Source organism: Streptomyces sp. NPDC001903 (genome assembly GCF_042891345.1).
Classification (GTDB): Bacteria; Actinomycetota; Actinomycetes; order Streptomycetales; family Streptomycetaceae; genus Streptomyces.
The window spans coordinates 17,307-44,014 of sequence record NZ_JBIASZ010000004.1 but is presented as its reverse complement, the minus strand read 5'-3'; the positions used below and the strand labels follow the sequence as shown (position 1 = coordinate 44,014).

Annotated in this window: 25 protein-coding genes and 2 tRNA genes; 11 read left to right on the top strand and 16 right to left on the bottom strand. The window is 73.4% G+C overall.

Annotated elements, in window-relative coordinates; genetic code table 11:
- Positions 1-307: 307 nt before the first annotated feature.
- Positions 308-380, top strand: a tRNA-Lys gene (locus ACFYZS_RS09760).
- Positions 381-430: 50 nt separating this feature from the next.
- On the opposite strand, the gene ACFYZS_RS09755 is transcribed toward ACFYZS_RS09760, so the two are convergent.
- The gene (locus ACFYZS_RS09755) at positions 431-586 is read right to left on the bottom strand and encodes a hypothetical protein (RefSeq protein ID WP_389008950.1); all 156 of its coding nucleotides are present in this window, start codon (positions 584-586) and stop codon (positions 431-433) included.
- A 327-nt stretch (positions 587-913) separates the two neighbouring features.
- Between ACFYZS_RS09755 and ACFYZS_RS09750 the strand changes: the two genes are divergently transcribed.
- Positions 914-1,897, top strand: a complete 984-nt coding sequence (locus ACFYZS_RS09750; protein WP_389008947.1) for a DUF6879 family protein — start codon at positions 914-916, stop codon at positions 1,895-1,897.
- A gap of 15 nt (positions 1,898-1,912) precedes the next feature.
- On the opposite strand, the gene ACFYZS_RS09745 is transcribed toward ACFYZS_RS09750, so the two are convergent.
- The 12 genes from ACFYZS_RS09745 to ACFYZS_RS09690 form a co-directional block, all read right to left on the bottom strand.
- Positions 1,913-2,398, bottom strand: a complete 486-nt coding sequence (locus ACFYZS_RS09745) for a rhodanese-like domain-containing protein (protein ID WP_389008944.1) — start codon at positions 2,396-2,398, stop codon at positions 1,913-1,915.
- Positions 2,343-3,401: a hypothetical protein gene (locus ACFYZS_RS09740; RefSeq protein ID WP_389008941.1), complete on the bottom strand. Its 1,059-nt coding sequence runs from the start codon at positions 3,399-3,401 to the stop codon at positions 2,343-2,345. Before ACFYZS_RS09740 ends, ACFYZS_RS09745 begins: the two co-directional genes overlap by 56 nt.
- A complete protein-coding gene (locus ACFYZS_RS09735; protein ID WP_389008938.1) occupies positions 3,398-5,041 on the bottom strand; it encodes a methionine--tRNA ligase in 1,644 nt (547 codons plus the stop codon). Before ACFYZS_RS09735 ends, ACFYZS_RS09740 begins: the two co-directional genes overlap by 4 nt.
- Positions 5,038-5,676 carry a serine O-acetyltransferase EpsC gene (gene epsC, locus ACFYZS_RS09730; protein WP_387287130.1) on the bottom strand — a complete coding sequence of 213 codons (639 nt, stop codon included), beginning with the start codon at positions 5,674-5,676 and terminating at the stop codon, positions 5,038-5,040. The genes ACFYZS_RS09735 and epsC overlap by 4 nt, the downstream gene beginning before the upstream one ends.
- Entirely contained in the window at positions 5,663-6,871 is a 1,209-nt protein-coding gene (locus ACFYZS_RS09725; RefSeq protein ID WP_389008935.1) for an NAD(P)/FAD-dependent oxidoreductase, read from the bottom strand. The genes epsC and ACFYZS_RS09725 overlap by 14 nt, the downstream gene beginning before the upstream one ends.
- Positions 6,868-7,296: a cupin domain-containing protein gene (locus tag ACFYZS_RS09720; RefSeq protein ID WP_389008932.1), complete on the bottom strand. Its 429-nt coding sequence runs from the start codon at positions 7,294-7,296 to the stop codon at positions 6,868-6,870. Before ACFYZS_RS09720 ends, ACFYZS_RS09725 begins: the two co-directional genes overlap by 4 nt.
- Before the next feature lie 15 nt (positions 7,297-7,311).
- Complete coding sequence (locus ACFYZS_RS09715) at positions 7,312-8,628, bottom strand: SidA/IucD/PvdA family monooxygenase (protein ID WP_389008929.1); 1,317 nt, start codon at positions 8,626-8,628, stop codon at positions 7,312-7,314.
- On the bottom strand, positions 8,625-10,040 hold the full coding sequence (locus ACFYZS_RS09710) for a diaminobutyrate--2-oxoglutarate transaminase family protein (RefSeq protein WP_389008926.1): 1,416 nt from the start codon (positions 10,038-10,040) through the stop codon (positions 8,625-8,627). The genes ACFYZS_RS09715 and ACFYZS_RS09710 overlap by 4 nt, the downstream gene beginning before the upstream one ends.
- A gap of 20 nt (positions 10,041-10,060) precedes the next feature.
- On the bottom strand, positions 10,061-11,401 hold the full coding sequence (locus tag ACFYZS_RS09705) for a lysine N(6)-hydroxylase/L-ornithine N(5)-oxygenase family protein (RefSeq protein ID WP_389008923.1): 1,341 nt from the start codon (positions 11,399-11,401) through the stop codon (positions 10,061-10,063).
- The gene (locus ACFYZS_RS09700) at positions 11,398-12,924 is read right to left on the bottom strand and encodes an ABC transporter substrate-binding protein (RefSeq protein WP_389008920.1); all 1,527 of its coding nucleotides are present in this window, start codon (positions 12,922-12,924) and stop codon (positions 11,398-11,400) included. The genes ACFYZS_RS09705 and ACFYZS_RS09700 overlap by 4 nt, the downstream gene beginning before the upstream one ends.
- 136 nt (positions 12,925-13,060) lie before the next feature.
- Complete coding sequence (locus ACFYZS_RS09695; RefSeq protein ID WP_389008917.1) at positions 13,061-14,341, bottom strand: acetyl-CoA carboxylase biotin carboxylase subunit family protein; 1,281 nt, start codon at positions 14,339-14,341, stop codon at positions 13,061-13,063.
- Positions 14,338-15,609: an ATP-grasp domain-containing protein gene (locus tag ACFYZS_RS09690; protein WP_389008914.1), complete on the bottom strand. Its 1,272-nt coding sequence runs from the start codon at positions 15,607-15,609 to the stop codon at positions 14,338-14,340. The genes ACFYZS_RS09695 and ACFYZS_RS09690 overlap by 4 nt, the downstream gene beginning before the upstream one ends.
- A gap of 238 nt (positions 15,610-15,847) precedes the next feature.
- Between ACFYZS_RS09690 and ACFYZS_RS09685 the strand changes: the two genes are divergently transcribed.
- The 9 genes from ACFYZS_RS09685 to ACFYZS_RS09645 all read left to right on the top strand — a co-directional run bounded on the left by ACFYZS_RS09685 (position 15,848) and on the right by ACFYZS_RS09645 (position 23,190).
- Complete coding sequence (locus ACFYZS_RS09685; RefSeq protein WP_389008911.1) at positions 15,848-17,110, top strand: MDR family MFS transporter; 1,263 nt, start codon at positions 15,848-15,850, stop codon at positions 17,108-17,110.
- Between the two features lie 109 nt (positions 17,111-17,219).
- Positions 17,220-17,831 carry a DinB family protein gene (locus tag ACFYZS_RS09680; protein WP_389008908.1) on the top strand — a complete coding sequence of 204 codons (612 nt, stop codon included), beginning with the start codon at positions 17,220-17,222 and terminating at the stop codon, positions 17,829-17,831.
- Positions 17,832-17,876: 45 nt separating this feature from the next.
- The gene (locus tag ACFYZS_RS09675) at positions 17,877-18,653 is read left to right on the top strand and encodes a 2OG-Fe dioxygenase family protein (protein WP_389008905.1); all 777 of its coding nucleotides are present in this window, start codon (positions 17,877-17,879) and stop codon (positions 18,651-18,653) included.
- Positions 18,653-19,150: a GNAT family N-acetyltransferase gene (locus tag ACFYZS_RS09670; RefSeq protein ID WP_389008902.1), complete on the top strand. Its 498-nt coding sequence runs from the start codon at positions 18,653-18,655 to the stop codon at positions 19,148-19,150. The genes ACFYZS_RS09675 and ACFYZS_RS09670 overlap by 1 nt, the downstream gene beginning before the upstream one ends.
- Positions 19,138-19,983, top strand: a complete 846-nt coding sequence (locus ACFYZS_RS09665) for an AzlC family ABC transporter permease (protein ID WP_389008899.1) — start codon at positions 19,138-19,140, stop codon at positions 19,981-19,983. The genes ACFYZS_RS09670 and ACFYZS_RS09665 overlap by 13 nt, the downstream gene beginning before the upstream one ends.
- Positions 19,980-20,306, top strand: a complete 327-nt coding sequence (locus ACFYZS_RS09660; RefSeq protein ID WP_389008896.1) for an AzlD domain-containing protein — start codon at positions 19,980-19,982, stop codon at positions 20,304-20,306. The genes ACFYZS_RS09665 and ACFYZS_RS09660 overlap by 4 nt, the downstream gene beginning before the upstream one ends.
- A gap of 121 nt (positions 20,307-20,427) precedes the next feature.
- Positions 20,428-20,501 (top strand) — tRNA-Met (locus tag ACFYZS_RS09655).
- Positions 20,502-20,701: 200 nt separating this feature from the next.
- The gene (locus ACFYZS_RS09650; RefSeq protein WP_389008894.1) at positions 20,702-21,871 is read left to right on the top strand and encodes a PP2C family protein-serine/threonine phosphatase; all 1,170 of its coding nucleotides are present in this window, start codon (positions 20,702-20,704) and stop codon (positions 21,869-21,871) included.
- Between the two features lie 293 nt (positions 21,872-22,164).
- On the top strand, positions 22,165-23,190 hold the full coding sequence (locus tag ACFYZS_RS09645; RefSeq protein ID WP_389008891.1) for a M23 family metallopeptidase: 1,026 nt from the start codon (positions 22,165-22,167) through the stop codon (positions 23,188-23,190).
- Here the strand turns inward: ACFYZS_RS09645 and ACFYZS_RS09640 are convergent.
- From ACFYZS_RS09640 to lhgO, 3 genes are all read right to left on the bottom strand, one after another.
- Positions 23,099-24,388, bottom strand: a complete 1,290-nt coding sequence (locus tag ACFYZS_RS09640) for a PrsW family intramembrane metalloprotease (RefSeq protein ID WP_389008889.1) — start codon at positions 24,386-24,388, stop codon at positions 23,099-23,101. The two genes, ACFYZS_RS09645 and ACFYZS_RS09640, sit on opposite strands and share 92 nt — an antisense overlap.
- A 52-nt stretch (positions 24,389-24,440) precedes the next feature.
- Complete coding sequence (gene trmB / locus ACFYZS_RS09635) at positions 24,441-25,223, bottom strand: tRNA (guanosine(46)-N7)-methyltransferase TrmB (RefSeq protein WP_389010220.1); 783 nt, start codon at positions 25,221-25,223, stop codon at positions 24,441-24,443.
- Positions 25,224-25,413: 190 nt separating this feature from the next.
- Positions 25,414-26,631 (bottom strand): L-2-hydroxyglutarate oxidase, encoded by a 1,218-nt coding sequence (gene lhgO / locus ACFYZS_RS09630; RefSeq protein WP_389010217.1) that lies wholly within the window; start codon positions 26,629-26,631, stop codon positions 25,414-25,416.
- Between the last annotated feature and the right edge of the window lie 77 nt (positions 26,632-26,708).

Sequence of the window (26,708 nt, the reverse complement as noted above, 5' to 3'; positions counted from 1 at the left end):
CGACCGTCCGTCGGGCGGCTTCCGCTCCGGCGGCAGCGACCGCCCGTACGGCCGCCGTGACGACAACCGCCCCTCCGGCTCCGGCTCGACCGGCTCCTTCGGCGGCCGCCGCGACGACAAGCCCCGCTGGAAGCGCAACGGCTGATCCGGCCTCCCGCACCAGCGGATGAGCTGACTGCCTGACAGGGCCCCCACGACACCGTCGTGGGGGCCCTGTTTGCGTTTTGTGAGCCGCGCCGGGCCCGGTCAGCCGATACTCGATCGGCTGACGGTTGGTCTCCCGCTATGCTCTGGGGTGAGCACGCAGGGGCCATTAGCTCAATTGGCAGAGCAGCGGACTTTTAATCCGTTGGTTGTCGGTTCGAGTCCGACATGGCCTACGGCTCACGAAGCGCCCCACCCGATCCCTCGGGTGGGGCGCTTCGGATTTTCAGGACCAGCCCGGGTCTTGGGGGGCCGACACCGACCAGCCCGGGTCCTTGGGCGGGGCTGCGAGGGTCTGGGCCTGGCCGGCGGTGCCGGTGGCGATCACCGCGATCAGGGCTGCGGCGGTGACGGTGATCAGGGTGACGAACGTGCGACGCATGGTGACGGTGCCTCTTATCGAGCCGGTACGGACGCGGATGCGGTGGGAGCGAGGGGGGTTGGCCGGATCTCTCGTTCCGGCGTGCCGCCATCGTGCCGAGCCGGGCAGGGCCCTGTCGCCGGTTTGAGCTGGCACAAAGCGATCTGACATATCCGTGCCAGCGCGCTCGCCGTGTCCGCGTGATGGACGGTGTTTGTGCGGGCGCTGGCTGGTATGGACAATCCAGGATGCAAGATCGGCCCATCGGAGGGGCCGCATGCCGCCAGCGTTGTCGGTTCAGGTTCACAGTTGTGCTGCCGCTCCGAACCGCGAGCTGGGGGGCTCCTCTTGTTGGTTTCTCTTGGGCTGACCGAACGTTCCGACGCGCTCTACCGCCTCGTCCTCAGACGGCCGGATCTCGCCGTCGTCGAGGTCGCCGCCGAACTCGCGCGGTCCGAGGCCGACGTACGCACGGACCTGGAGGAGCTGACGCGGCTCTCCCTCCTCGCGCCGTCCTGGCGGACCGACGGGCGGCTCCGGGCGGTGAACCCGAAGGCCGCGCTCGACTCGCTCCTCGCCCACCAGCAGGCGGAGATCGCCCAGCGCCACCGGGCCCTCGCCGAGAGCCAGGCCGCGGCGAGCGCGCTGCTGTCGCAGTACGCCGAACTGCACCCGGCCCAGCCCGCGCACGAGGCCGAGCGGTTCCTCGGCGTCGAGGCGGTCCGGGCCAAGCTCAGCGAGATGTCCGCCCGTACCCGCCGCGAGTCGATCAGCTTCCACCCCGGCGGGCCGGTCCCCGCCGCGCAGTTCAAGGCCAGCGAGCCGATCACCGAGGACCTCATCGCGCGCGGCGTGAAGATCCGGACCGTCTACCAGGACGCCATCCGCAACGACGCCGGCAGCCTGGAGCACGCCCGCTGGCTCACCGAGCGGGGCGGCGAGGTGCGGACGGCCCCCTCGCTGCCGATGCGCATGGTCATCGCCGACCGGGAGCTCGCGCTGATGCCGATCGACCCGGCGGACAGCGCGCAGGGCGCCGTACTGCTGCGCGAGCCGGGCGCCGTCGCCGCCTTCTGCGCGCTGTTCGACTCGGTGTGGGAGACGGCCACCCCCTTCGGCGAGCCGCCCCGGCGCAGCCTCGAAGACCCCGGATCGCAGCCGCGCGAGCTGCTGCGGCTGCTGGCCCAGGGCTATACGGACGAGGCCGCCGCGCGCAGGCTGGGGATCTCCCTGCGCAGCGAGCGGCGGCTCATCTCGGAGCTGATGGAGAAGCTGGACGCGCAGAGCCGCTTCCAGCTCGGGCAGCGGGCCGTCGAAGAGGGCCTGCTGTAGGCAGCCCCCTCCGGCTCAGCAGCCGCAGGACGCGTCCGCCGCGACCGGGGCCGTCAGCGGGTCCGGCGGCGACTGCCGGGTGCCGGCGGAGTCCTCCACCGGGAAGCCCTCCCGGGACCAGTACTCGAAGCCGCCGAGCATCTCCTTGACCCGGTAGCCGGCGCTCGCGAAGGCGTACGCCGCGCGGGTCGCGCCGTTGCAGCCCGGGCCCCAGCAGTAGGTGACCACCACGCTGCCGGGAGCCACCAGTTCGGCGGCCCGCGCCCCGATCTCGTCGGTGGGCAGGTGCACGGCGCCCGGGATGTGGCCCTGCTCCCAGGCCTCGGCGCTGCGGCTGTCGACGAGGACGAAGCCCCCGGCGCCGGATTCCACGTCCGCGTGCACGTCCGCGACGTCGGCCTCGAAGGTGAAGCGGCGGTGGAAGTGGGCCGCGGCGGTGGCCGGGTCAGCCGGCGGAACGCGCAGCACCTTCGAGGACGCGGTGACGGTCTGAGTGGTCATGGTCGGTGGGCTCCTGAGGACGGGGGCGGCGTACGGCCGCCACGGCGATGAGGGTGTAGAGGGCCGCGGTGGCTGCACCGGGGCCGATGAGCAGGACGGGCAGGTCCCAGCGGGCGGCCCGCCCGAGGACGAGCACCCCGAGGGCGATCAGGCCCGCGGCCACGAGCCCGCCGCGCCGGGTCCGGCCGGTGAGCTCGGTCCAACGGGCGGCGGTGGCGTGGAGGTTGGTTCGGCAGTACGTCCAGCAGAGCGCGGCCGAGCCGATCCCGAGAGCGGCCGCTGCGGCCGGGGCCGGCGGCTGCGCGGCGGTGGCGGGCGGAGCCTGCAGTACGGCGTACAGCGCGGCCGCGAGCGCGAGGCCGAGCAGGGTCCCGCCCAGGGCCCGGCGCCGCGCCATGGCGGGAACCGCCCCTTCGAGGCCGACCCAGCCGAAGAGCAGGGGAACGGCCACCAGCAGCGCGGCCCCGGGCCAGCCGCCGCTCCAGCTCCCGGTCCAGCTTCCCGGTCCCGGCCCCGGCCCCGGTTCCGGGCTGCCGAGGAGCCGCCAGGAGACGGCCAGCGCCAGCACCGCCGCCAGCCGCAGCCGCCGCCCCGCCGGGGACAGCCCCTGCGGGACGCACCAGGCGTACGCGGCCGCGCTGCCCAGCACCGCGGCGGCCACCGCGTACGCCCGCCAGCCGGAGTCCCCGAGCGCGAACTCGGCGGCGCCCAGGGCCACTCCCGCCTGCCCGGTGGCGAAACCGCCGAAGTAGAGCGCGGTGGCCGCGCGGGCCGGCCCCGGGCCGATCCGGTTCCGTACGAAGGCCACGGGCCCGGAGTCCTCCGTACCGCCGGCGGCGGCGACCAGCAGGCACCAGCCGGCCAGCGCCCCCGCCACCGCGACCCCCGGCCAGGGGCCGGGCCGCGCTGTGGCGAGGGCCGCCGGGAGCAGCAGGGCCCCGGCCCCCAGGACCGCGCCCAGCGCCTTCGCGGCCCCGGCCGACCAGGTGTCCGTACGCGTCACGACAACTCGTGGAAGAACAGCGGGGTGGCCGCCGGCAGCGCCGCGCCCTCCGCCAGGAGCCGCTCCTCCACGCCGTCCCACAGGGGCATCCGCGTGCCGAGGTCCACCGGCAGGCCCAGGTGCCCGGCCAGGAACGCGGACCAGCCCGGCATCAGCGGCGCCGCGGTGACCGCGACCGCCGCCAGCAGCTCCACGTGCGCCGCGAGCCGCCCGGCGTACTCGGCGCGCGGTCCGGCGGCCCGCAGCAGGGCAAGCTGCCGCAGGTCGGCGTCGGCGCGCTCGAACACGGTGGCCAGGACGTCGGCGGCGCGCTGCGGGGAGAAGGCCTCCGCGCCGAGGGCGGCCGCGATCTGCCCGGGCAGCGCCGCGCGTTCGGCGGCGAGCGGGCCGTCCGCGGGCCCGGCGGCCGGTACGACGGAGTCGAAGTCCTGGGCGAGCAGGTCCAGTACGGTGTCGGTCCACCGTTCCAGGCCGCCGGCCAGGACGGTGCTGAGGGTGTCCGCGAACTCCTTCATGGAGAAGTTGTTCTGGGCCCGCTCCGGGCCGGTCAGGCACAGGTGGAAGCGGAGCGCGTCCGCGTTGACCCGGCGCAGGAACTCGCCGCCCCAGATGGCGTGGCCGCGGCTGGTGGAGAACTTGTCGCCCTCCAGCCGGTAGAACTCGTTGATCACCACCTGTGCGGGCAACGTCAGCCCGCCCTGGGCGAGCAGCAGCGCCGGCCACAGCACGGCGTGCGAGAACGAGCAGTCGAAACCGATGAAGTTGACGATCCGGGTCTCGGGGTCGGTCCACAGCCGCTCCCACTGCGAGCGGTCGCCGTTCGCCTCGGCGACCCGCGCGGTGCCCGCCGCGTAGCCCCAGATGCCGCTGAACCAGGTGTCGAGGATGTGACCTTCCCAGCCGGGCAGCGGGACCGGGATGCCGTAGTCCGCCTCGCGGCTGATCGCGGTGTCGGGCAGCGCCCGCTCGAACAGCCCGTCCAGGTACGAGACCAGCCGGGGCCGCCACTCCGCCTTGGCCTGCGCGTCGGCGTAGTACGCCTGGAGGCGCTCGCGGTAGCGCTCCAGAGGGAAGACGATGCGGCGCATGGTCGTGGTCTCGGGGGCGTTCCAGCAGGCGGTGCACCGGGGGGCGGCGAGCCCGGCCGGGTCCTGGGGCAGGCCGCAGGCCTCGCAGTACACGCCGTCGGAGGGCTCGGCGCAGAACTGGCACTCGCCGCGCACCTCGGCCTCGTACAGGTACCGCTCGCAGGGCGCGCAGTGGAAGACGGGCAGCTCCTGCACTTCGAGGGCGCCGGATTCCCACAGTTCGAGGAAGAAGCGCTGCACGAACTCGGTGTGGGTGGAGTCGGTGAGCGGGCGGGTGAACCAGTCGTGGTGCATGGCGCCCAGCGAGAGGGTCTCCTCCATGCGGTCGCCGAAGAGCTTGGCGGTCGGGTGGGCGGTGGAGCCGATCTCGGCGGCCCGGCGCGGTACGTAGCAGGAGTGCTCGTCGGAATAGCCCACGTAGCGCACGTCGTGGCCGCGCTGGCGCAGGTGCCGGGTCAGGACGTCGGCGCCGAGGAAGGGGCCGGAGAGGTGGCCGAGGTGGAGGTCGCCGTTCGGGTTCGGCGGGGCGCTGGTGACGACGTACGAGGTCATGATGCGTGGGTTCCTTCGGGGACGGTCAGGGCGGAGGAGTCGAGGGGGGCCGCGGTGTCGAGCGGCGGCAGGGCGGCCGAGGCGGCGGCGACGACACGGCTGCGCGGCGGCAGGTCGTCGAGGACGACCGAGTGGGCGCCGATCCGGGAGTCGGCGCCGATGGTGACCGGGCCGAGGACGCTGGCCCCGGTGCCGATGACGACGCGGTCGCCGACGACGGGGTGGCGGCGGGATCCGGAGGGGCGGCGCAGGTCCTTCCACCAGCCGACCGAGCCGAGCGTGACCTGGTGGTAGAGCATCACGTCGTCGCCGATCCGGACGGTCTCGCCGATGACGACGGCGGTGCCGTGGTCGACGAAGAAGCGGCGGCCGATCCGCGCCCCGGGGTGGATCTCGATGCCGGACACGGCGCGGGCCAGCAGGGACAGGGCGCGGGCGGAGACCCGGTGGCCGCGGCCCCAGAGCCAGTGCGCGACCCGGTAGGTCCACAGGGCGTGGATGTGCGGGTAGAGCAGCACCTCGGCGCGGGACGTGGCGGCGGGGTCCTTGGCGAGGACGGTCCGCACGTCCTCGCGCAGCACCTCGCGCAGCGGACGCCGCACTTCGCTCTCCGGTCCGGTCTCACATGTGGTCATACGGGGCCTCCGGACGGATCGGGCGGCCCGCGAGGAAGCGCTGCGGCCGGTAGGGCTCGAGCAGTTCCTGGACGGCCTTGCCGGGTACGGCCCCGCCCTCGACGATCTCCTTGGCGGCGAGTTCGGCCACGGCGGGCGCCAGCTTGAAGCCGCCGCCGCTGAAGCCGAGGGCCAGGTACAGGCCGTCGGGCCCGGCCGCGCCCACCACCGGGCGCTTGTCCGGGGTGTAGCCGTCGAGCCCGGAGCGGGTGCCCGCGAGCGGGGCGGTGGCGGCGGCCGGGACGCGGCCGGCGATCGCGGCGATCGCGGACTCCAGCTCGGCCTCGGTCAGCGGCTCCACGTCGCGGCCCAGCTCGGTGTCGGGCTTGCTGGGGACCCCGAAGTAGAAGCGGTCGAGGCCGTCGGGCCGGAAGTAGCTGCCGGTGGTGTCGTCGATGCAGGTCGGTACGGAGGCCGCCGACCCGCGCCGGCCGGCTCCCGGGAGCTCGGCCTGGGCCAGCCCGATCCGGCGCGCGGTGACGGGGATGTGGATGCCGAGGTGCTCGGCGGGGGCGGAGCCCCAGGCGCCGCCGGCCAGGACGACCAAGGGGGCGTCGATGCGGCCGATGGAGGTGAGGACGCCGGTGACGGTGCCCGCGGTCTCCAGCACCTTCATGGCCCGGATCCCCTCGGAGGGGGAGACGCCGAGCCGGTAGGCGGCGGTGAGCAGGGAGGCGGAGGCGGCCATCGGGTCGGCGTACCCGCCCTCGGGCTCGTAGGCGGCGAGGGCGACGCCCTCGGTCCGCAGGCCGGGGTAGATCTCCTTCAGCTCGGCCGCGTCGATCACCTCGACGCGGCGGTATCCGGCGGCGTCCGCGGAGGCGGCGGCGTTGTACCGCAGGTCGTCGGCGTGGTTCTCCCCGACGATCATGACGAATCCGGTGCGGCGGTAGCCGCAGTCGCCGCCGATGACGTCCGACCACTGCTCGAAGACGGGCAGGCTGCGTGCGGCGAGCCGGGTGTCCGCGACGGCCGTGTGGTGCAGTCGCAGCAGTCCGCCGGAGCGGGAGGTGGCGCCCTGGGCGTTGACCCGGCCCTGGTCGCACAGGACGATCCGGCCGATGCCGGCGAGGGCGAGCTGGTGCGCGATGGCCGCGCCGATCACCCCGCCGCCGACGACGATGGCGTCGGCGTGCGCGTGGACGATGGGACTCATGCCTGCACGCTCCGGTCCTTCGCCGCGGCGCCCGGATCCGTGATGCCGAACTCGGCGGCCCACTTGGCGCGGTCGCGGGCCACGGCGTCCGAGCCGCCCCACCAGATGGTGACGAAGCGCAGCCGCACGTCGCCGTCGTTGGTCAGGTCGTGGTCCTGGAGCGGGGTGATGAACACGGTCTCGCCGGCGCGGACCCGGCGGGTCTCCGTACCGATCCGCATGACCCCGCTGCCCTCGACGATGAAGAACATCTCGTTCTCGTCGTGGTCGTGCGGGGTGGAGGTGGCGCCGGGTGCGACGTCCACCCAGGCTCCGCCCCAGTTGGGCTCCTCGACGGCCTCGGGCCAGGGGAAGATCCGCCGTCCGCTGACGTTGTACGGCTCCTCGAAGACCATGTCGTCCTCGTGGGCGGTGAAGATGTGCATCGCGTACGGGTCCAATCAGGCGGCGACGGGCCGGCGCAGGCGTGCGCGCAGGTCGCGGTGGATGGTGTCGGCCTTGGCGGCCATCTGGCTGAAGGAGGTGGCGCTGCCGATGCCGTGCCGCCATTCGGTGAGTCCGTCGAGGTAGATCCCCACCTCGCAGTCGTCGCCGGTACGGGCGCGGTAGGCGCGGGTGACCTCGGGGCGGCCCTGCGCGTCCAGGCGCAGGTGGGGGACGAAGGCGGCGAGCTGGCGGGGCAGGGCGGCCTCGCGGTAGCCCGTGCAGACGATCACGGCGTCGGCCTCGATCAGGCCGCTCTCGCCGGTGAACACCTCCGCGGTGCGCAGCCGCACCCCGCCGTCCGGGGCCTCGTCGACGCCGGTGACCTCGGTGCGCTTGTGCATGTGCAGGCGCTGCCGGCCGGTGAACCGGTCCTGGTAGACGGCCTGGTAGAGGGCGGTGGAGACGTCGGGGTCCACGGCCGCGTAGTTGGTGGCCCGGGCCTGGTCCAGGGCGCGTTCGCGCTGCTCGCCCTCGAGGCCGTAGAAGTAGTCGGTCTCGTCGGGGAAGTACACCTCGTTGCTGAAGTGGCCGAGCTCGTACATCCGGAAGCCCGCGTGTCGCACCACCGAGTGGATCTGCGCGTCCGGGTGCTGCGCCGCCAGGTGCAGGACGATCTCGCCCGCGGTCTGTCCGGCTCCGATGACGGCGATGCTGCGCAGCGGGCGCTCGCCGAGGGCGGCCAGGGCCGGCAGGAGCTTCGAGGCGTGGAAGACCCGCTCGCCCAGGTGCGGGCGGAACAGCTCCGGTACGTAGGCCTCGTGGCCGGTGGCGAGCGCGATGTTGCGGCCCTCCACGGTGTGCAGGGAGCCGTCGCGGGTGTCCCGGGAGAGCACGCGGGCGGTGCGGACGCGGCCGTCGGCGCCGGTGACGGGCTCGACGCTCAGCACCTCGCGGTGGTAGTCGACGGGGCCGCGGACCTGGCGGGCGGCCCACTGCACGTAGTCCGACCACTCCAGGCGGCTGACGTAGCCGCCCATCAGCGTGAACGGGTAGAAGCGGCCGCTCTGCTGGAGGTAGTGGGGGAAGGTGAAGCGGGAGCGGGCGTCGCGCGGGGTGGCGAAGTCGCGCAGGAAGTGGTGCTGGATGTCGGTGCCGGGCAGGACCAGGTTGGGCTGCCAGGCGGAGTCGGCGGCCTTCTCCAGGTAGCGGGCGCTCAGCGCGGTCGTCCCCGTGGCGTCGTCGTGGTCCTCCACGGCGGCGGCGAGCGCGATCCCGGAGGGGCCGAAGCCCGCCACCACGAGGTCCTGGACGTCGGTGTCGTGCGTGCTCATCGGGCACCCGCCGTCGCCGTCAGGCCGAGCGCGGCCAGGGCCGCGGTCAGGGACTCGCGGATGATCCGGCCGGCCTGGTCGATCTCGCGCGCCGAGCAGTTCAGCGGGGGCAGCATGCGCACGACGCAGTCGTCGCGGCCGCCGAGCTCGATGATCAGGCCGCGGCTCACGGCCTCCCACTGGACCTGCTTCGCCAGCTTGTCGGCGGGCAGCCCGGTCCGCGGGTCGGTCAGCTCGACGCCGGTCATCAGGCCGAGGCCGCGCACGTCGGCCACGTACGGGGTGAGCTCGCGCAGGCCCTGGAGGTGGACCATCAGCTGGTCGGCGCGGGCCCGGACGTTCTCCAGGACGCGCTCGCGCTTGACGACCTTCATCGTGGCGACGCCGGCGGCGAAGGCGGGCTGGTTGCCGCGGAAGGTGCCGGAGTGGGCGCCCGGCTTCCAGACGTCGAGCTTCTCGTCGTACAGGATCACGGAGGCCGGCAGGCCCATGCCGGACAGGGCCTTGGAGGCGCACACGACGTCGGGCTCGATGCCGTACTGCTCGAAGGCGAACCAGGTGCCGGTGCGGCCGCAGCCGCTCTGCACCTCGTCGACGATGAGCGGGATGCCGAGCCGCCGGGTGACCTCGCGGATCCGCTGGACGAACTCGACCTCGGCGGGGATGACCCCGCCCTCGCCCTGCACCAGCTCCATGATCACGGCGGCGGGCAGGGTGATCCCGCCGTTGACGTCGGTCAGCGCCTTCTCCAGGAACGCGGCGCAGTTGACCTGGCAGTCGTCCCGCTTCAGGCCGAGCGGGCAGTTGTGGCAGTTGGAGTACGGGAAGAAGTGCACGCCCGGCATCCGGCCGCGGACCGGCTCCTTCTGCTCGACCAGGCCGGTGACGCTCAGCGCGGCCAGGGTGGCCCCGTGGAACCCGCCCTGGAAGGTGATGATCTCCTCGCGGCCGGTGGCGGTCTTGCAGAGCTTGAGGGCGGCGTCGACGGCGTTGGCGCCCGTCGGCCCGCAGAAGTGGATCCGGGTGCGCTCGCGCATCGGCTCCGGCAGCATCCCGATGGTCAGGTCGGTGAACTCGTCCTTGATCGGGGTGGGGAAGTCCAGCCCGTGCACGAACTCGTCGAGCTGGCGGTGGGCGGCCGCGAGCGGCTCGGGGTGGTTGTGGCCCAGGGAGAGCACCCCGGCGCCGCTGAGGAAGTCGAGGAAGACGTTGCCGTCGAGGTCCTCCACGTACGAGCCCTTGCCGCGGCGGACCGCCATCGGCAGCTTGCGCGGGTAGGAGCGGGAGTTGGACTCGCGGCCGGCCTGGCGGTCCAGCAGCTCGGCGCTGCGCGGACCGGGCAGCGGGCCGGTGATCACGGGGGCGGTGTAGACCCGCGGGGCCGCGACCGGGGTGTCGATGGTGGCAGTCATGGGGAACGGGACCTTTCCGGTCAGGCGGCGGCGAGTACGGCGCTGCGGTCGGCGGCGGTGGTGGCGGCGCCGGTCAGGCGGGCGGTCAGGGCGTCGGTGAGGCTCGCGGCGCGCAGCGACAGGAGGCTGAAGGAGCCCGCGTCGCCGATGCCGTGGCTGGACTCGCACAGCCCGTTGAGGAAGAGCGGCGGGGTGCCGTCGGCGAGCGGTTCGAGCGCGTAGTCGGCGGACACCTGCAGGCGGCCGTCCGGCTCCGTGGCGAAGAGCTCCGCGAGCGGGGCCATCAGCGGCGGGCACAGCTCCTCGTGCGGTCCGGGGCCCATGTTGCGGAAGCCGGTGGCGAGGACCGTGAAGTCCACGGTCTCGCTGATCCGCTCGCCGGTGGTGCGCTCGAGGAAGTCGAGGGAGATCCTGTCGCCCTCCCGGGCCACGCCCACCGCCTCGTGGTTGCCGCGGACGAACACCTTCTGGTCGCCGTCGAGCTCCTGCTCGTAGATCGTCATGTAGAGGTCGCGCAGCACGTCGCCGTCGGCGGAGGAGTAGTTCGTGCCGTGCATGTAGGCGTCCAGGGCCTTCTTGCCCTCGCGGGAGGCCCGGAAGTAGTACTCGGTGAACTCGGGGAAGTAGCCCTCCTCGCTGAAGGGGCTGGTGTCCTTCAGGCGCAGCGAGTGCGAGCGCGTGTACGTGGTCACCTTGGTGCGCGGGAAGCGGCGGTGCAGGTCCAGGGCGAGCTCGACGGCGCTCTGGCTGCCGCCGATGACGGCCACCGACTCCGGGTCGCGGCCCCCGCCCGTCAGCTCCGCCAGCTTCGGCAGGTACTGGGTCAGGTGGAAGATCCGCGGGGTGCGCAGGGTGTCGTACGGGGCCGGGACGTACGGGGTGCGGCCGGGTCCCATCACCAGCGTGCGGCCCAGGTAGCGGCTGCCCGACATGGTGGTGACCTCGTAGAGGCGCTCGCCGAACTCCTCGACGATCTCCACGCGTGCGGCCCGCTGGTTGCAGTCGACCAGGTGCGAGAAGAATCCGGCGGCCCAGCGGATGTAGCCCGCGTACTCCTTGCGGAGCGGGAACTCCGAGGGGAGGTTCAGGTGGCGCAGCAGCCGGCCCTGCTCGTGCAGGTAGTTCAGGAAGGTGTAGCGGCTGCGCGGGTTGCGCAGGGTCACCAGGTCGCGGCTCGGGTGGTTCTGGATGTCGGAGCCGTCCAGCAGCATCCCGGGCTGCCACTCGGGGCTCGGGCGGGCCTCCAGGAAGCGGGCCGTCAGCGGCGATTCGCGCTCCTCCAGGGCGATCGCGAGGGCCAGGTTCGCCGGGCCGAAGCCGATGCCGAGGATGTCGTGGACGGGAGTCGTGCTCGCACTCATCGGGTGGTCTTCCTTGCCTTGACAGTGGTGAGGGTGGGGTTTCCGTCGAAGTCGATGCGCAGGCCGGTGATCCGGTCGGCGGCGTGGACCCGCTGGTCGGTCCGGTACCAGAGCGGGATCAGCGCCAGGTCCGCCATCGCCGTACGGTCCGCGCGGCGCCAGGCGTCGGCGCGCTCGGCCGGGTCCGTCGAGGCCCGGGCCCGCGCCACGAGGGCGTCGAACCGCGGGTTCACGTACCGGCCTTCGTTGTCGCCGTGGGCCGTGCCCTCGGCGTCGGGCGCCGTGCACGAGGAGTGCAGCAGCGGGAAGAGCATGTTGTCGGGGGTCGGGTAGTCGCAGGCCCAGCCGGCCCGGCAGAACCCGGCCGCCGCGATCGAGGTGCGGTGGTCGACCAGCCCGCGGGCGTCGGTCCGCCGCAGCTCGATCCGCCAGCCCAGGACCTCCTCCAGCCCGCGGGCCAGCGCCTGGACCCAGTCGTCGTGCCCGGCGCCGGTGTTGTAGGCGAACTCGACGCGGCTGCCGGGCCCCAGGCCCGCCCGCAGGGCCGCCGCCCGGGCCCGCTCGGGCTCGTACGCCGACCAGCCGGAGTCGGCCTCCGGATCTGCGGCGAGCTCCGCGAGCGGGGTGTGGGCCTTGCCGAACCAGGGGGAGAGCAGGGAGTGGGCCGCGCTGCGCCGCCCCTGGAAGTACGTGTCGATCAGCCCCTGGCGGTCGATGGCCACGGACAGGGCCCGGCGGGCGTCCAGCGAGTCCATCGGCGCCTGGTGGCAGAACGGGATCAGGTAGAAGAGGCCGGCGCCCTCCTGCTCCAGGAAGCCTTCGTGGGCCGCCGCCTCGGCGGTGCGCGCCGGGGGGATCCGGGCGTAGTCGTAGTCACCGGCCAGGAAGCGTCCGTACTCGTCGTCCAGGCCGGTGACCGCGTCGAGGATGTCGATGTGGACCTCGCGGACCTCGGGCGCGGGCCCCGCCCACAGGTCGTTGCGCTCCAGCCGGATCGCCGTCCCGTGCTCCCAGGGTCCGGCCATCTTGAACGGGCCGTTGCCGATCGGGAGGTCGTTGTACCGCGGGTTCAGTGCCGGGCCGGCGCACTCCGGCACCGGGCTGAAGATCGGCTGGAGGGTCTTGAGGTCGAACTGCACGTCCGGTGCGGACAGTTCGACCACCAGCGTGGTGTCGTCGACCGCCGTGAAGGAGCGCACGCCCGCCAGGTGGTACGCGGTCTCCGTGTTCGCCTCGGGGTCCAGAGCCCGCGTCCAGCCGCGTACGAAGCTGTGCGCGGTCACCGGCTCGCCGTTGCTGAACACCGTGCCGGCGCGGAGCGTGAAGGTCCAGGTCGTGGCGGTCGGGTCGCTCTCCCAGGACCGGGCGGTGGCCGGGATCAGCGCGCCGTCCTCGTCGAGGGCGAGGAGTCCGGTGAACAGGGCCTTGCAGACGAGGATTCCCTCCCCTTCCTGGGCCTTGTACGGGTCGATGGCGGTGGGCTCCGTGATTCCCATCCGGAACACGGGGTCGTTGGCGTGCACGTGGGGCTCTTTCCGCGGTCGGTGGAGTGTGGAGTGGAGGCGGCACCGGGTGAAGTCCCGGGCGGCGGGCGATGTTTCACGTGAAACAGCGGGCGGTGTTTCACGTGAAACACCGCCCCGTTCGGGGCGCGGCCGGTCAGGCGGCCGGTACGACGACCACGTCGAGCCGCTCGTCGAGGTCGGCGGCGATCCGCTCCACCCGGTCGATGTCGGCGGCGCTTCGGTAGGGCGCGGCCACCGCGAGCGAGCCGGCGATCTCGTACCAGCCCTCGGGGGCGCGCCGCAGCCGGTCGCCCGGCTTCGAGGCGGGGATGTACGAGCGGAAGTACGGGGAGTGCGTCGCATCACCGGAGTTGTTGCGGACGAGGGTCCCGGTCCGGTACGCGAACTTGATGCAGGTGGCGGCGCGCGGGGTCGCGGCGCGGAGCACCTCGCCGTCCAGGAGCGTGCCCAGGGCGGACGCTTCGTCCCCGGCGAGCACGGCCTTGGCGTAGAGGCGGACCGCGTCGATGCCGTGGACCTCGCGCAGGTTGCGGTAGTTCTGGCCGCCGCTCATGCGGGTGGCGAACTCCACGACCCGGTAGCGGCCCGCGGAGTCCTGCCGGAACTCGGCGTTGAACAGGCAGTGCCGCACGCCCAGCCCCGCCACGATGCCCTCGGCGACCGCGACCAGCTCCGGCTCCTCCTCCGGGGTGCGGAACGGGAGGGTGTAGAAGTCCTCCTCGAAGTACGGGCCCGGCATCTGCATCTTGTTGGTTACGCCGACCAGGTGGAAGGTCCCGTCCAGGACCACCCCGTCGAGCGTGACCTCCTTGCCCGGGAGGAACTCCTCCAGGAGCGCGATCTCGGGGCCGTCGCTGGGGAAGTAGCCGCCCCACTCCTCGGCGAGGCGGGCCACGTCGGTCAGCGCCCGCTCCAGCTCGGCGCGGTCGCGGACCAGGCTGACGCCGATGCTGGCGGCCAGGGCGCTCGGCTTGACGATGAACGGGTACGTGAAGGCCTCCGCCGCGGCAAGACCGGCCTCGACCCCGGTGACCCCGGCGAACTTCGGGCCCGGCAGGCCGTGCCGCTCCAGGAAGGAGCGCTGGAGCTGCTTGTCGCGGGAGATCAGATCGGCCTCGGGGCGCGGCCAGGCGTGCCCCAGGAGCTGGTTGACCCGGGAGGTGACGGCGATGTCGCTGTCGTAGAAGGTGATCGCTGAGGCGATGCCCAGCCGGCGGGCCGCGGTCGCGCAGAACTCGGCGAGCTCCGCACCCTCCAGCGCCTCCGGGATCGGTACGACGTTCGCGAACCGGCCGTCGTCGGCGGCCTGCGCGACCCGGGTCGCCAGGTGGATCTCCAGACCCATCCGCTCCAGGGTTTCGATGTGCTCGCGGTGCCACGCGTACGTGTTCCGCATGATCAGCAGGATCTTCATGACGCGGTCTTTCCATGGGAGACGGAGGGGGCGGTGGTGACGACGGTGACCTTCTCGGTGAGCCGCTCGGCGATGGCGACGGCGGCCTCGGTGTCCGCCCCGGTGACCAGCACCTGGCCGACCCGGTCCCAGTTGCCGCGCAGCTCCCCGACGCTGTCGCCGGGCCGCACGGTGGTCTCCACGTCGATGACGTCGGGCAGGGCCCTGGCCTCGTCCGCGCCCTGGATCTCCACGACCGTGCCCGGCTCGGCGGACAGGAAGCGGGTGGCCGCCGCGTGGCGGGGGACGGGACGCCCGGTGAGGGCCGGGATCAGTCCGAACTGCCAGGCCACGATCCACTCTTCGAGGTCGATGCCGTAGGCCGAGTCCAGCAGGTCGAAGATCCGGTCGCCGCCCATGCGGTTGTGGCTCTCGATGACCTGCGGGCCCGTCGGGGACAGCCGCAGCTCGGTGTGGGCGGCTCCGTCGGTGAGGCCCATCGCGTCCAGGAAGCGGGCGACGGCCTCCTCGACGCGCCGCTCGTCCGCCGGGTCGAGGCGGGCCGGCAGGGCGTGGCCGAGCTCGATGAACCCGCCGCCGGTGAGCTTCTCGGTCACCGCGAGGACGATGTGCCGGCCGGCGAACGAGAAGCTCTCGACGCTGTATTCGGGGCCGGGGATGTACTGCTCGGCGATGAACCGGCCGATGGTGAAGAACGCACCCCACTGGAGGTCGGTGCGGGCCCGCAGGGCCTCCACCCCGGCCCAGGCCTCGGCGGCCTGCTCCGGCCCGTCGATCCGTACGACGCCCAGGCTGGCGGTGGCGTCGACGGGCTTGAGCACGAACGGGTAGCCGTGCTCCGCGCCGAAGGCGGTCAGTGCCTCGGCACTGTCCACCTCGGCGGCGGCCACCGACAGGGCCCGCACCTCCGGGGACGGGGACGCCGCCAGGTGGCGGCGCATCGCGTGCTTGTCGCGCAGCAGCTCGGCGACCTCCTCGGAGGTGTTGCCGAGTCCCAGGTGGTCGCTGATCCGGCCCGCCGGGACCAGGCCCGGCTCGGTGATCGAGGCGACCCGGGTGAACCCGTACGCCTGCTGCGCGGCCTCCACCAGCGGGCGGGTGACGTCCCAGTCGGTGTAGTCGGCGATGAGGACGGCCTCGGCCAGCTCGGCCGCCTCGGGCACGAACTGGTCCTTGTGCTGGATCAGCACGAAGCGGATTCCGAGGGCCGCCGCCTTGCGCAGCGTCTGTATCCGTCCGCCGACGACGAGAAGCATGTGTTCGGTCATGGCCAGAACACTGCTGCAGAATTCCGGGCCGGGAAATGGATTCTGGCTGGCACAAGCGTGCCCGGCACGAATGACGCAGCAGCGGCTTCCGAACGGTCTTCAGGCGGGTGTCCGGGCAGGAATGTGCCAGCCCCCTTTGTGCCAGCCCTCAGCTCTGGGCAGGGCCTTGACCGGCGGGTTTCATGGTGGACGCCACCGCATCGGTGATGCATCCCCCCCGATCGAGAAGGAGCCCCCCATGCCCGGCGAGGACCCCTTGCGCCGACGATTGCAGGACCTGCCCAGAAGCGCCTGGGTGATCTTCTCCGGAATGTTCCTCATCAAATTCGGCAATTTCCTGAACGTATTCCTGGTGCTCTTCCTCGTCGCCCAGGGATTCTCCGCATTCCAGGCCGGTGTGGCCCTCGGAGTGGTCGGGGTCGGCGCCTTCATCGGCAATGCCGTGGGCGGCACGGTCGCCGACCGGTTCGGCCGGCGCACCGCCATCGCCGTCTCGATGTTCGGCAGCAGCGCGGCCACCGCCCTCGTCCCGCTGACGGACGGGCTGATCGCGACCACCGCGCTGGTCGGGCTCGTCGGCGTCTTCGCCCAGCTCTACCGGCCGGCGGCCGGCGCGCTGCTCGTCGACGTGGTCCCCGAGAAGCAGCGGGTGACGGCCTTCGCCGTCCTGCGGCTCGCCATCAACGTCGGCATGGCGGTCGGCCCGCTCGTCGGCGGCCTGCTCAGCGGGGCCTCGTATACGTACGTCTTCCTCGGCGACGCGCTGTTCTCCTTCGCCTTCGGCGTCCTCGCGCTGAGCACCCTGCCGGGCGGGCTCCCGCCGGTCCAGGCGCCGGCACCGGAGACCGCGGCCGGGGGCACCGGCAAGGGCAAGGGGGGCTACCGGGAGGTGCTCTCCGACCGCCCGTACCTGCTCTTCCTCGGCTCGATGGTCGCCGCGACCTTCGTGTACGGACAGTCCACCGCGACCCTCCCGCTGCACGTGACCGACGCCGGCTTCGACAACAAGGTGTACGGCCTGCTGCTCGGCCTCAACGCCCTGCTCTGCGTGGTCGTCGAACTCCCGCTCACCAAGCACACCGAGCGCCGCAACCCGCGCCGGGTGATCGCCGCCGGCCTCGCCCTGCTGGGCATCGGCATGGCCCTCACGGGCGCGATGCAGGCCGTCTGGCTGCTCGCGCTGACGGTGGTGGTGTGGACGGTCGCCGAGACCGTGTACACGCCGATCGCCAACGCGTACCCCGCCGAGTTCTCACCGGCCCACCTGCGCGGCCGCTACCAGGGCGCCGAGGGCATCGCGCACACCCTGGGCGGCGCCCTCGGCCCGGCCGTCGGCGGCCTGCTCTACAGCATCTCGCCGCCGCTGCACTGGACGGTCTGCGCGGCCGTCGCCGGCCTCGGCGCCCTCCTGATCCTGGGCGCCGACCCGGGCGACCGCGGGGAGGTGAGCACCCCGCGGCCCGCCGAAACGGAAACCCCCGAACCAGCCCCCGCGGCCTGAGCCGGAGCTCCTGCGGCGCCGAATCCGCAGCCCCCTCCCCGTCCCCGACCTCCACCCGTACCCGTACCCGTACCCGTACCCGACGAGCCCACCCGAGAGGCATCTCCGCATGACCACCAGCACCACCACCGCCGACGTCCACCGCATCGACATCCCCTCCGCCACCGAGGACCCGGCCGCGTACGTCTCCGCGCTCCTCGAAGTCGCCGGTGAGCGCGACGCGTTCGACGTGCTCGCCAAGACCCCCGTCTGGGCGGCGCGGCTCTTCGCCGACCTGCCCACCGACCTCGCCGAGACCGTCCCCGAGCCGGGCGAGTGGCCCGCCGCCTTCATCGTCGGCCACCTCTTCGACGTCGACATCGTCTACGGCTTCCGCTGGCGCCTCGTGGCCACCGAGGACAACCCCGTCTACCCCGGTTACGACGAGCAGCTGTGGGCCCCGCTGCCCCGGCTCCCGTTCCGCCAGATGCTCGACGCCTGGACCGGCCTGCGCGCCTCCAACGTCGCCCTCCTCGCGACGCTCACGCCCGAGGACCGGCAGCGCACCGGCCGCCACGGCGAGCAGGGCGGCGAAACGATGGAGGTCATGATCCGCAAGGTCATCGGCCACGACATCGCGCACATCAACCAGATCTACCGGGCCATCCGCCTCGTACGCGAGGCCGCCGGCCTCGACGTCGCCGAGCTGGACGCCACGTACGAGTCGCTCGGCCTGCGCTGAGCCCCGCCTTCCGACTTCCACCGCCTCCAGAGGGAGAACACCGTCGTGACCACCGTCGCCCACAGGCCCGCCCCCGACACCATCACCTCCGTCGGCCCCGACCTCCGCGAGACCCTGCGCGAGCAGCGCTACGCCCTCGTGCCGGCCGCCGACCTCACCCTGTCCCCCGAGCTCGCCGCCGCCTTCGACGGCCTCCAGGCCTCCTGGGGCCGGCTCACCCCCGACACCCACTTCGGCGGCGGCGACCGCGCCGTCCGCACCCGCCGCTACAGCGACTTCACGTACGTGCCCGCCACCGGCGAGCTCGCCCCGCTCGACCACGTCGCGTATTTCCAGAGCGAGGCCATGAACGCCTTCGTGGGCGGCATCGAGCGCCACTTCGGCGACGTCGAGGAGACCACGTACCGCAACCCGCTCTTCCAGGCCCTGGTCCGCTACGACTTCGACAACCTGCCGATCGAGGACGAGTACCGCGACCGCGCCTGGGTCTGCCAGATCCACCAGATCCGCATCGAGATCAACCCCGGCAAGTACAACGAGCTGGTCCCCGAGGGCATCCACTCCGACGGCTACCCGTGGGCCGGCCTGCACCTCATCTCCCGCGTCGACGTCGAGGGCGGCCACAGCACCGTCTTCACCTGGGACGAGGAGCCGCTCGCCGAGGGCACCTTCCTCACCCCGCTCGACTCGCTGATCTTCGAGGACCGCGCCATGAAGCACCACGTCACCGGCCTCAGCGCGGCCGAGGACAAGGGCGGCTACCGCGACGTCCTCGCGATCTCCTTCTCCCTGCCCGGCTCCCCGTACGAGACGCTGGTCTGATGAGCGCCGCAGCTCTGGCGCTCGACGAGCCGCACGTGCCGGTCGGGCCGTACGGGCCCGGTGCTCCCGCCACCGCACCGGCCGTCTCCGAGCCCATGACGGCGGCCGACGTCCCGCAGGTGATCGGGCTGCTGCGGGCCGCGCCGCAGACCGCGTACTGCGAATGGGAGGACGAGAGGCTGCTCGCCGGGCACCTCGTCCACTCCTCCGACCTGTGCCGGGTGATCCGCACCCCCTCGGGCCGGGTCGTCGCGGCGCTGCTCGCGGGATCGTTCGGCGTACGGGGGAGCATCAGCCACGCCGTGGTCGACCCCGGCCACCGCAGGCTCGGGCTGGCCCGGGTGCTGGCGGTCGACACCCTGACGGCCTTCCGCCGCCGCGGGGTCAACCGGATCTTCCTCGCCGTCCTGGACGGGAACGAGGCCGCGACCGCCCTCTGGACGGGTGTGGGCTTCCGCCCGGCCCTGGGAGAGAGGACCTTCGAGTGCGATCTGTAGCGACCGGCTCCCCGGCCCCGGCGGACCACGCCGAGGCCGGGGCCCCCGGGGCGGGGGCCGTCCGACCGGCCGCCCCCGCCCCGGCCGGCCCGGCCCGGCCGCCGCGCGCCGCCTGGGCGGCGGGCTTCGGGCAGGCCGTCCCCGTCATGCTCGGATACGTGCCGGTGGCCTTCGCGTTCGGCGTGCTGGGCCACACCGCGGGCCTGCCCTGGTGGGCGATGGTCGCCATGTCGGCCTTCGTGTACGGCGGTTCCTCGCAGTTCGCGGCCCTCCAGCTGCTGGCCGTCGGCGCCGCCCCGTACGCGATCGTCCTGACCACCTTCGTGGTCAACCTGCGCCACCTGCTGCTGTCCGCCGCGATCGCACCCCGCCTCGCCGGGTGGCGCCGCCGCGAGCAGGCGCTCTTCGCGTACGAGCTGACCGACGAGGCCTTCGCGGTGCACTCCGCCCAGTACGCGGAGCGCGCCGAGCGCCCCAGGGCGGAGGTCTTCACCTTCAACGCCGCCGTGCACGCCTCCTGGGTGGCGGGCACCCTCGCGGGCGTGCTCGCCGGGGACCTGGTCACCGACGTGCGGGCGCTGGGCCTCGACTACGCCCTGCCCGCCATGTTCATGGCCCTGCTGGCGGCCGGGGTCGTCGCCGACCGGCGCGGGCTCGCCGTCGCCCTCGTCGCGGGAGGCGGGGCGGTCGGCCTGACCCTGCTCGGCCTCCAGTACTGGGCCGTCCTCGTCGCGGCGGCCGCCGCGGCCACCTTCGGCCTGGCCATCGCACCCCGCGAGGGGCGCGCCGACGACACCGAAGCCCTCGGTACGGAAGGAGCACCGGGCCGATGAGCGACCTCACGCTCGCCCTGACCATCGCCGGCATGGCGGCCGTCACCTTCGGCCCCCGTCTGGTGCCCACCCTCTTCCTCGCGGCGGCCGCCCTGCCCCGGCCCGTCGTGGTCTGGCTGCGGCAGGTGCCGCCCGCGGTGATCGCCGCCCTGCTCGCCCCGTCCCTGTTCGCACCCGCCGGGACGCTGGACCTCGGCCCCGGCAACCCCGGCCTCTGGCTGGCGGCGCCGACCCTGCTGCTGGCCTGGCGCACCCGGAACTTCTACCTGACCATCGCCTTCGGCATCGGGTCCCTGGCCCTGCTCCGCCTGGCCACGGGCTGATGCACACCGTCTTTCCGCCCTGCTGCGCGTCTCTGACCTGCACATATGTCGGTCCTGGGGGTGACGGGAAGGTTAATTGGCGCAACCCCTCCCCGCGATGACGTAGAGTTGTGTTTACCGACGCGGGGTGGAGCAGCTCGGTAGCTCGCTGGGCTCATAACCCAGAGGTCGCAGGTTCAAATCCTGTCCCCGCTACTCAGTACGAAGGCCCGGTTCCCTTGGGAACCGGGCCTTCGTCGTTCCTCGCCTCCCGCCCCGCCTCCCTCTCCCCGTCCGCGCCGCGCCCTCACCCGATCGGCCCGGGCCGGGTCGCCGTACGGTCCCCGCTGCCGCCAGCCTTGAGGGGCGATGCGGAGGCGGCCCGCACCCGCGCGAGGGACCGGGCAGGAGAGAGCGTGTTGGGGCTGGGGCGGCAGCGGCTGGGCGACGAGGGCCCGGGCGGCACCGGCAGCGGTGCGGCCCGCAAGGTGGTCCGGGCGCTCCCGGCCGTGCTGATCGCCGTCGGACTGGCCTTCGACCTGCTGACCCCGCCCAGCTACACCGGATCCCCCTTCTTCTCCGCGGCCCCGCTGATCGCCGCCCCGCTGTCCTCCCTCCGGGTCACGGTCCTCACCGGCGTACTGGCCTCGCTCGCGGTGGTCCTCCTGCACCTCCTCAACGGCACCACCTGGAAGGTCGAGGCGCTGACCGAGCTGGTCACCGTCATGACCGTCTCCGGGCTCGCGATCCTGATCAACCGCGTGGTCCGGCGCAGCGGCGAGCGGCTCGCCTCGGCGCGCGGGATCGCCGAGGCCGCCCAGCGGGCCGTCCTGCCGGAGCCCGCCGAACGCATCGGCGGCCTGCACGTCCGCGCCCGGTACGAGGCCGCGCAGGCCGACGCCTCCATTGGCGGGGACCTGTACGCCGTCCAGGACACCCCCTACGGAGTGCGGTTGGCCGTGGGGGACGTACGGGGCAAGGGACTGGGGGCGGTGGAGGCCGTGGCGGTGGTCCTCGGCGCCTTCCGGGAGGCGGCCGAGACGGAGCCCACGCTGGAGGGCCTGGCCCGGCGGCTCGAGCGGGCGCTGACCCGGGAGGGCACCCGGCGCGACAGCCTGGACTCGGTGGAGGGGTTCACGACCTGCGTGCTCGGGGAGATCCCCACGGGCGCGCAGGTGCTGCGCCTGGTCAACCGGGGCCATCCCGAGCCGCTGCTGCTGCACGCCGACGGGCGCCTGGCGGTGCTCGCCCCGGCGGAGCCCTCGCTCCCGCTCGGCATGGGGGAGCTGGCCGACGGCTGGCCGGACCGGGCCGAGGAGTGGCCCTTCCCGGCCGGGGCCACCCTGCTCCTCTACACGGACGGGCTGACCGAGGCGCGCGACGCGGCCGGGGTCTTCTACGACCCGGCGGCCCGGCTGACGGGCCGCGTCTTCCCCGGCCCCGGCGAGCTGCTCGGCGCGCTCAGCAGCGACGTGCGCCGGCACACGGGTGGCGGGGCGACGGACGACATGGCACTGCTCGCGGTGGGCCGGCCGGGAGAGGGCGAGCCGGAGCGGCGGCGTACCGTCCCCGTGGTCGCTCCGTAACGGTGAGTGACTCAAAAGGTGCACCCTGAAAGGTTTATGACGATCCGTCAAGGTGCGTGTGTGGCTGGAGAGATGTGGATCTTGGTTGAATTTTGCCCGACTTGATCCATATGGGGGCGATTAGTGATGGCCAAGGCCGCGCAGAGGGTGGCTGATTACTGCCAACGATCCATCGCAACAGCTTGGAATCACTCCCCTCCGTATATTACCGTTCGATAACGCAGCGCGGTCGTCCCAGCCGTCGCAAGAGACGGCGCCGTGCGCGTGCGCGTCCCCCTGAGGAGTGTGGCCCGGTGGCCTCCAACTCGCCTGCCCCCGAAGGCATACAGCTCCAGGAAGAACCCACCGCGGGTGCCTGGGGCGAGTGGAACCCCACCGAGGACTCGGCCCGCCCGCCCCGCGGCAAGCACCGGGTCGCCAAGCAGCGCGGGGGACTTGCCCGCAGCTCCACCGTGCTGGGCGTCGGCGTCATCGCGGCCGTCGGCGCGGGAGGCATCGCCACCGCGCAGGACCGGCCCCAAGTCGCCATCTCCATGCCCTCGTTGCCCGACTTCGGCATGGGCGGCGGCGGGGGCGACGAACAGCGGCACGCGGAGGAGGACGGCCCCGCGGCGGGCACCGGCACGTCCGCGAAGCAGACCGGCATCATCGCGCAGCAGGCCGCCCAGCACACCGACGCCGGCAGCACCCTCGTGGGCCGCATCCTCCAGCAGGCCGAATCCCAGGAGAGCGCCGCCGAGGCCCAGATCCGGGCGCAGGCCGAGCGGGAGGCGCAGGAGACCGCCGCCGCGGAGGCCAAGGCCAAGCGGGAGGCGGCCCAGAAGGAGGTGGAGGACGCCCGGCTGGCCGCGGAGAAGGCGGCGAAGGAGGCCCAGGAGGCCGCCGAGGCCAAGGCCGAGCAGGAGCGCCTCGCGAAGCTCTCCGGCAGCTACTCCCTCCCCACCTCCGCCTACACCCTCACCTCGCACTACGGCGACTCCGGTTCCATGTGGTCCTCCGGCCACCACACCGGCCTCGACTTCGCCGCCCCGACCGGCACCCCCGTCAAGGCCGTCGCAGCCGGGAAGATCACCTCGGCCGGCTGGTCCGGGGCGTACGGCTACCGGATCGTGCTGGAGCTCGAGGACGGTACGGAGATCTGGTACTGCCACCTGTCCTCGATGTCGGTGACCTCCGGCTCGGTCGGCGCCGGCGACACCATCGGCCGCGTCGGCGCCACCGGCAACGTCACCGGACCCCATCTCCACCTGGAAGTACGCAGGGGCGGCTCGACGATGGACCCCCTGGCGTGGCTGGAGTCCAAGGGCCTGAACGTCTAGCGCGCGGTACGAGGACCCGCTCCAGGGGTTCCAGGGGCGCGAGCGGGACCGGCCGCGCGACCAGCTCCTCCAGGACCGCGGCCCGGGCCAGCGCGGGCCCCGCCGTCGCCTTGCGCAGCCACAGCCGGCGCAGCAACTCACGCTCCCGGCAGGCGAAATCCGGCACCCCCGACGGGCCCCCGTGCCGGGCCCGGTGCCGCAGCAGGGCCAGCGCGGCCGCGTCCGCCTCGTACAGGGCGACGGCCCGGCCCGCGGCCCGGCCCCCGGTGGAGCGGGCCAGTGCGCGGGCCAGCGACCGGGCCGGCATCGACACCAGGGCCGCCACCTCCGCCGGGCGCAGCCAGCCCGCGGCCGCGTACACCGCCAGCTCCCCGGCGACGGCCCGCAGCCGGCGCCGCCTTATCCGCACGGCCAGCCACAGCAGCAGAGCGAACACCGGGACCATCACGCAGCCGTAGACCACGTAGAACCCGTGCTCCCCGAACCGCGAGGAGCTGTTCCACAGCGCGTGCAGGCCCATCGCGGCCAGCAGCCCGAGCAGCGGCAGCCCGATCCGGCGCAGCCGGCCCGCGCCGAGCGCGGCCGCGCCGAAGCCCAGCCCGGTGAGCACCGTGAACAGCGGGTGCGCGAACGGCGAGACCACGATCCGCACGAAGAAGGTCGCGGCCGTCACCGAGTCCAGCGCGGTGGCGCCGCTCTCCACGTCCTCACCGAAGGCGTTGCCGAGATAGAGGACGTTCTCGGTGCAGGCGAAGCCGGTGGCGGTGAAACCGGCCACCACGAACCCGTCGGCGGGGCCGGTGAACTGGCGTCTTCGGAACGCGAACACCAGTAGCAGGGCCGCCGCCTTGGCGCTCTCCTCGACCACGGGGGCGATCGCCACCGAGCCGAGCCGGTCGGCGGCCGAGGCGTCGGCGGTGGCCGCCGTTATCCACTCGGTGGCGAAGTTGTTGGCCAGTATCGCGATCAGCGCCGCGGTACAGGCGCCCCAGCCGAAGCAGAACAGCAACTGCGCCCAGGGCCGGGGCGCGGCCCGGCCGAGCCACCGGAAGGCCGCCATGAGCGGCGGCACCGGCAGCACGGCCAGCCCGAGGCCGACGAAGAACCCCGCGGTGCCGGTCTGCTCCCGCACGAGTTCGAGGATCGCCAGCCCCGACAGCGACAGCACGGCGAACACGCACGCACGGGCTCGGAACACGCGATGACTCTAGCGAGCCGTCCTGACACGCGGAGTGACGTACGCCGTTTCTCTACTCGTTCGGGGAAACGTGCCGGCGCCGGGCGAAGAGCAGGTCGTGCACGACGTGCCCCTTGTCCAGGCCCTGCCCCTCGAAGCGGGTGAGCGGCCGGAAGTCGGGCCGCGGCGCGTAACCGCCGTCAGCCTGGGTGTTCTCGAAGTCCGGGTGGGCGGAGAGCACTTCGAGCATCTGCTCGGCGTACGGCTCCCAGTCGGTCGCGCAGTGCAGTACGGCCCCGGGGGCCATGCGGGTCGCGGCCAGGTCGAGGAACTCGGGCTGGATCAGCCGCCGCTTGTGGTGGCGGGCCTTGGGCCACGGGTCCGGGAAGTACACGCGCAGGCCGGCGAGGGAGTCGGGCGCGAGCATCTCGCGGAGCAGGATGATGGCGTCGCCGTTGGCGACGCGCACGTTGGTCATCCCGCCGCGCTCGGCGAGCGCGAGCAGGTTCCCCTGGCCGGGGGTGTGCACGTCGGCGGCGAGGATCCCGGTCGCGGGGTCGGCGGCGGCCATCTGCGCGGTGGCCTCGCCCATCCCGAAGCCGATCTCGAGCACGACGGGGAGCCCGCCGAACATCTGGTCGAGATCGATGACGGAATGCCCGTCGATGTCGAGCCCCCAGGTCCCCCAGAGCCGCTTCAGGGCTTCGCCCTGCCCGGTGGTGACCCGGCTGCGCCGCGGCTGGAAGCTGCGGATCCGCCGCTCGTGGTGCGAGCCGGCCGGATCGGGGGCCGGCCCGTCGGGAAACCGCGGCTCGGTCCGCCACTTCGGGGGCACGTAGGAATTCGCCTCCGGCACGGTCTCCGGGGCGCTGGGCTGGGGGGTGAGGGACTCAGACACAATGCCCAGATTCTACGACCCCGCCCCCACCCGCCCGCCCGCCGAGCCGACGGGCACGGAGCGCCGTTCGGCCCCGCATCGGCCCGGTCCCGGCATCGGCCCGGTCCCGGCATCGGCCCGGTCCCGGTCCGACCCCGGCGCCGTCCGGCTACGACGCGCGCAGTGTCGCCAACGCCCGGCGGGCGATTTCCCGCCCGATCGGCAGCGAGGCGGTGGCCGCCGGCGAGGGCGCGTTCAGCACGTGCACCGTCCGCGGCCCCTCCTTGATCAGGAAGTCGTCCACGAGCGTCCCGTCCCGCAGGACGGCCTGCGCCCGCACCCCGGACCCGGCGGGGGCCAGATCCGCCGCCGAGACCGCCGGCAGCAGCCGCCGTACCGCCTCGGTGAACGCCTGCTTCGACAGCGAGCGGTGGATCTCGCCCGCCCCGTACCGCCAGTGCCGAAGGGCCATCCGCCAGGATCCCGGCCAGGCCAGCTCCTCCGCGACGTCCCGCGGCCGCACCACGCCCCACCCGTACCCCTCGCGGGCCAGCGCCGGCACGGCATTCGGCCCGACGTGGACCCCGCCCCCGATGCCCCGCGTCAGGTGCACGCCGAGGAAGGGGAACGCCGGGTCCGGGACCGGGTAGACCAGCCCGCGGACCAGATCGGGCCGCGCCAGGTCGTAGTACTCCCCGCGGAACGGGACGATCCGCATGCCCGGGTCGTCCCCGGCGAGCCGCGCGACCCGGTCGCACTGCAGGCCCGCGCAGTTCACCAGCGCCCGCGCCCGCACCACGAGCCCCGCCGTCGTCCGCACCGCGATCCCGCTCGGCCGCCGCGAGATCAGATCCACCGCCCCGCCGTAGACGATCTCCGCCCCGGAGGACTCCGCGAGCTGCCGCGTCACCTGCCCGTAGTCCACGATGCCGGTGGTACCGACATGGATCGCGGCCAGGCCCTGCACCTGCGGCTCGTACTCCGAGATCTGCGCCGGGCCGAGCTCGCGCACCGGGATGCCGTTCTCCCGGCCCCGCTGCACCAGCGCGTGCAGCCGCGGCAGCTCGTCCCGCCCGGTGGCGACGATCAGCTTCCCGGTGACCTCGTGGGCGATGCCGTGCTCGGCGCAGAACTTCACCATCTCGGCGGCTCCGCGCACCGCGAAGCGCGCCTTGAGCGATCCCGGCCGGTAGTAGATCCCGCTGTGGATCACCCCGCTGTTGCGGCCCGTCTGGTGCCGGGCGGGGCCGGACTCCTTCTCCAGCACCACCACCCGTGTCCCCGGGGCCAGCTGCGCCAGGGCATGCGCCGTCGACAGGCCGACGATGCCACCGCCGATCACCAGCACATCGCAGTCGACCCTGCCCGCGCTGCCCACGCTGCCCATGCCGCCGCCCAAGCCGCCACCTCCCACCCCTGCATACTGCACCCCGCCACTGACAATGCGGCCACGCGGGTCCGCGG

Coding starts and splice junctions, on each gene's coding strand:
- ACFYZS_RS09670 (WP_389008902.1), top strand. CDS start 18,653: ATGAGCGCCGCAGCTCTGGCGCTCGACGAGCCGCACGTGCCGGTCGGG.
- ACFYZS_RS09680 (WP_389008908.1), top strand. CDS start 17,220: ATGACCACCAGCACCACCACCGCCGACGTCCACCGCATCGACATCCCC.
- ACFYZS_RS09660 (WP_389008896.1), top strand. CDS start 19,980: ATGAGCGACCTCACGCTCGCCCTGACCATCGCCGGCATGGCGGCCGTC.
- ACFYZS_RS09745 (WP_389008944.1), bottom strand. CDS start 2,398: ATGACCACTCAGACCGTCACCGCGTCCTCGAAGGTGCTGCGCGTTCCG.
- ACFYZS_RS09695 (WP_389008917.1), bottom strand. CDS start 14,341: ATGAAGATCCTGCTGATCATGCGGAACACGTACGCGTGGCACCGCGAG.
- ACFYZS_RS09715 (WP_389008929.1), bottom strand. CDS start 8,628: ATGAGCACGCACGACACCGACGTCCAGGACCTCGTGGTGGCGGGCTTC.
- ACFYZS_RS09705 (WP_389008923.1), bottom strand. CDS start 11,401: ATGAGTGCGAGCACGACTCCCGTCCACGACATCCTCGGCATCGGCTTC.
- ACFYZS_RS09735 (WP_389008938.1), bottom strand. CDS start 5,041: ATGACCTCGTACGTCGTCACCAGCGCCCCGCCGAACCCGAACGGCGAC.
- ACFYZS_RS09725 (WP_389008935.1), bottom strand. CDS start 6,871: ATGAGTCCCATCGTCCACGCGCACGCCGACGCCATCGTCGTCGGCGGC.
- epsC (WP_387287130.1), bottom strand. CDS start 5,676: ATGACCACATGTGAGACCGGACCGGAGAGCGAAGTGCGGCGTCCGCTG.
- lhgO (WP_389010217.1), bottom strand. CDS start 26,631: ATGGGCAGCGTGGGCAGCGCGGGCAGGGTCGACTGCGATGTGCTGGTG.
- ACFYZS_RS09685 (WP_389008911.1), top strand. CDS start 15,848: ATGCCCGGCGAGGACCCCTTGCGCCGACGATTGCAGGACCTGCCCAGA.
- ACFYZS_RS09755 (WP_389008950.1), bottom strand. CDS start 586: ATGCGTCGCACGTTCGTCACCCTGATCACCGTCACCGCCGCAGCCCTG.
- ACFYZS_RS09710 (WP_389008926.1), bottom strand. CDS start 10,040: ATGACTGCCACCATCGACACCCCGGTCGCGGCCCCGCGGGTCTACACC.
- ACFYZS_RS09720 (WP_389008932.1), bottom strand. CDS start 7,296: ATGCACATCTTCACCGCCCACGAGGACGACATGGTCTTCGAGGAGCCG.
- ACFYZS_RS09690 (WP_389008914.1), bottom strand. CDS start 15,609: ATGACCGAACACATGCTTCTCGTCGTCGGCGGACGGATACAGACGCTG.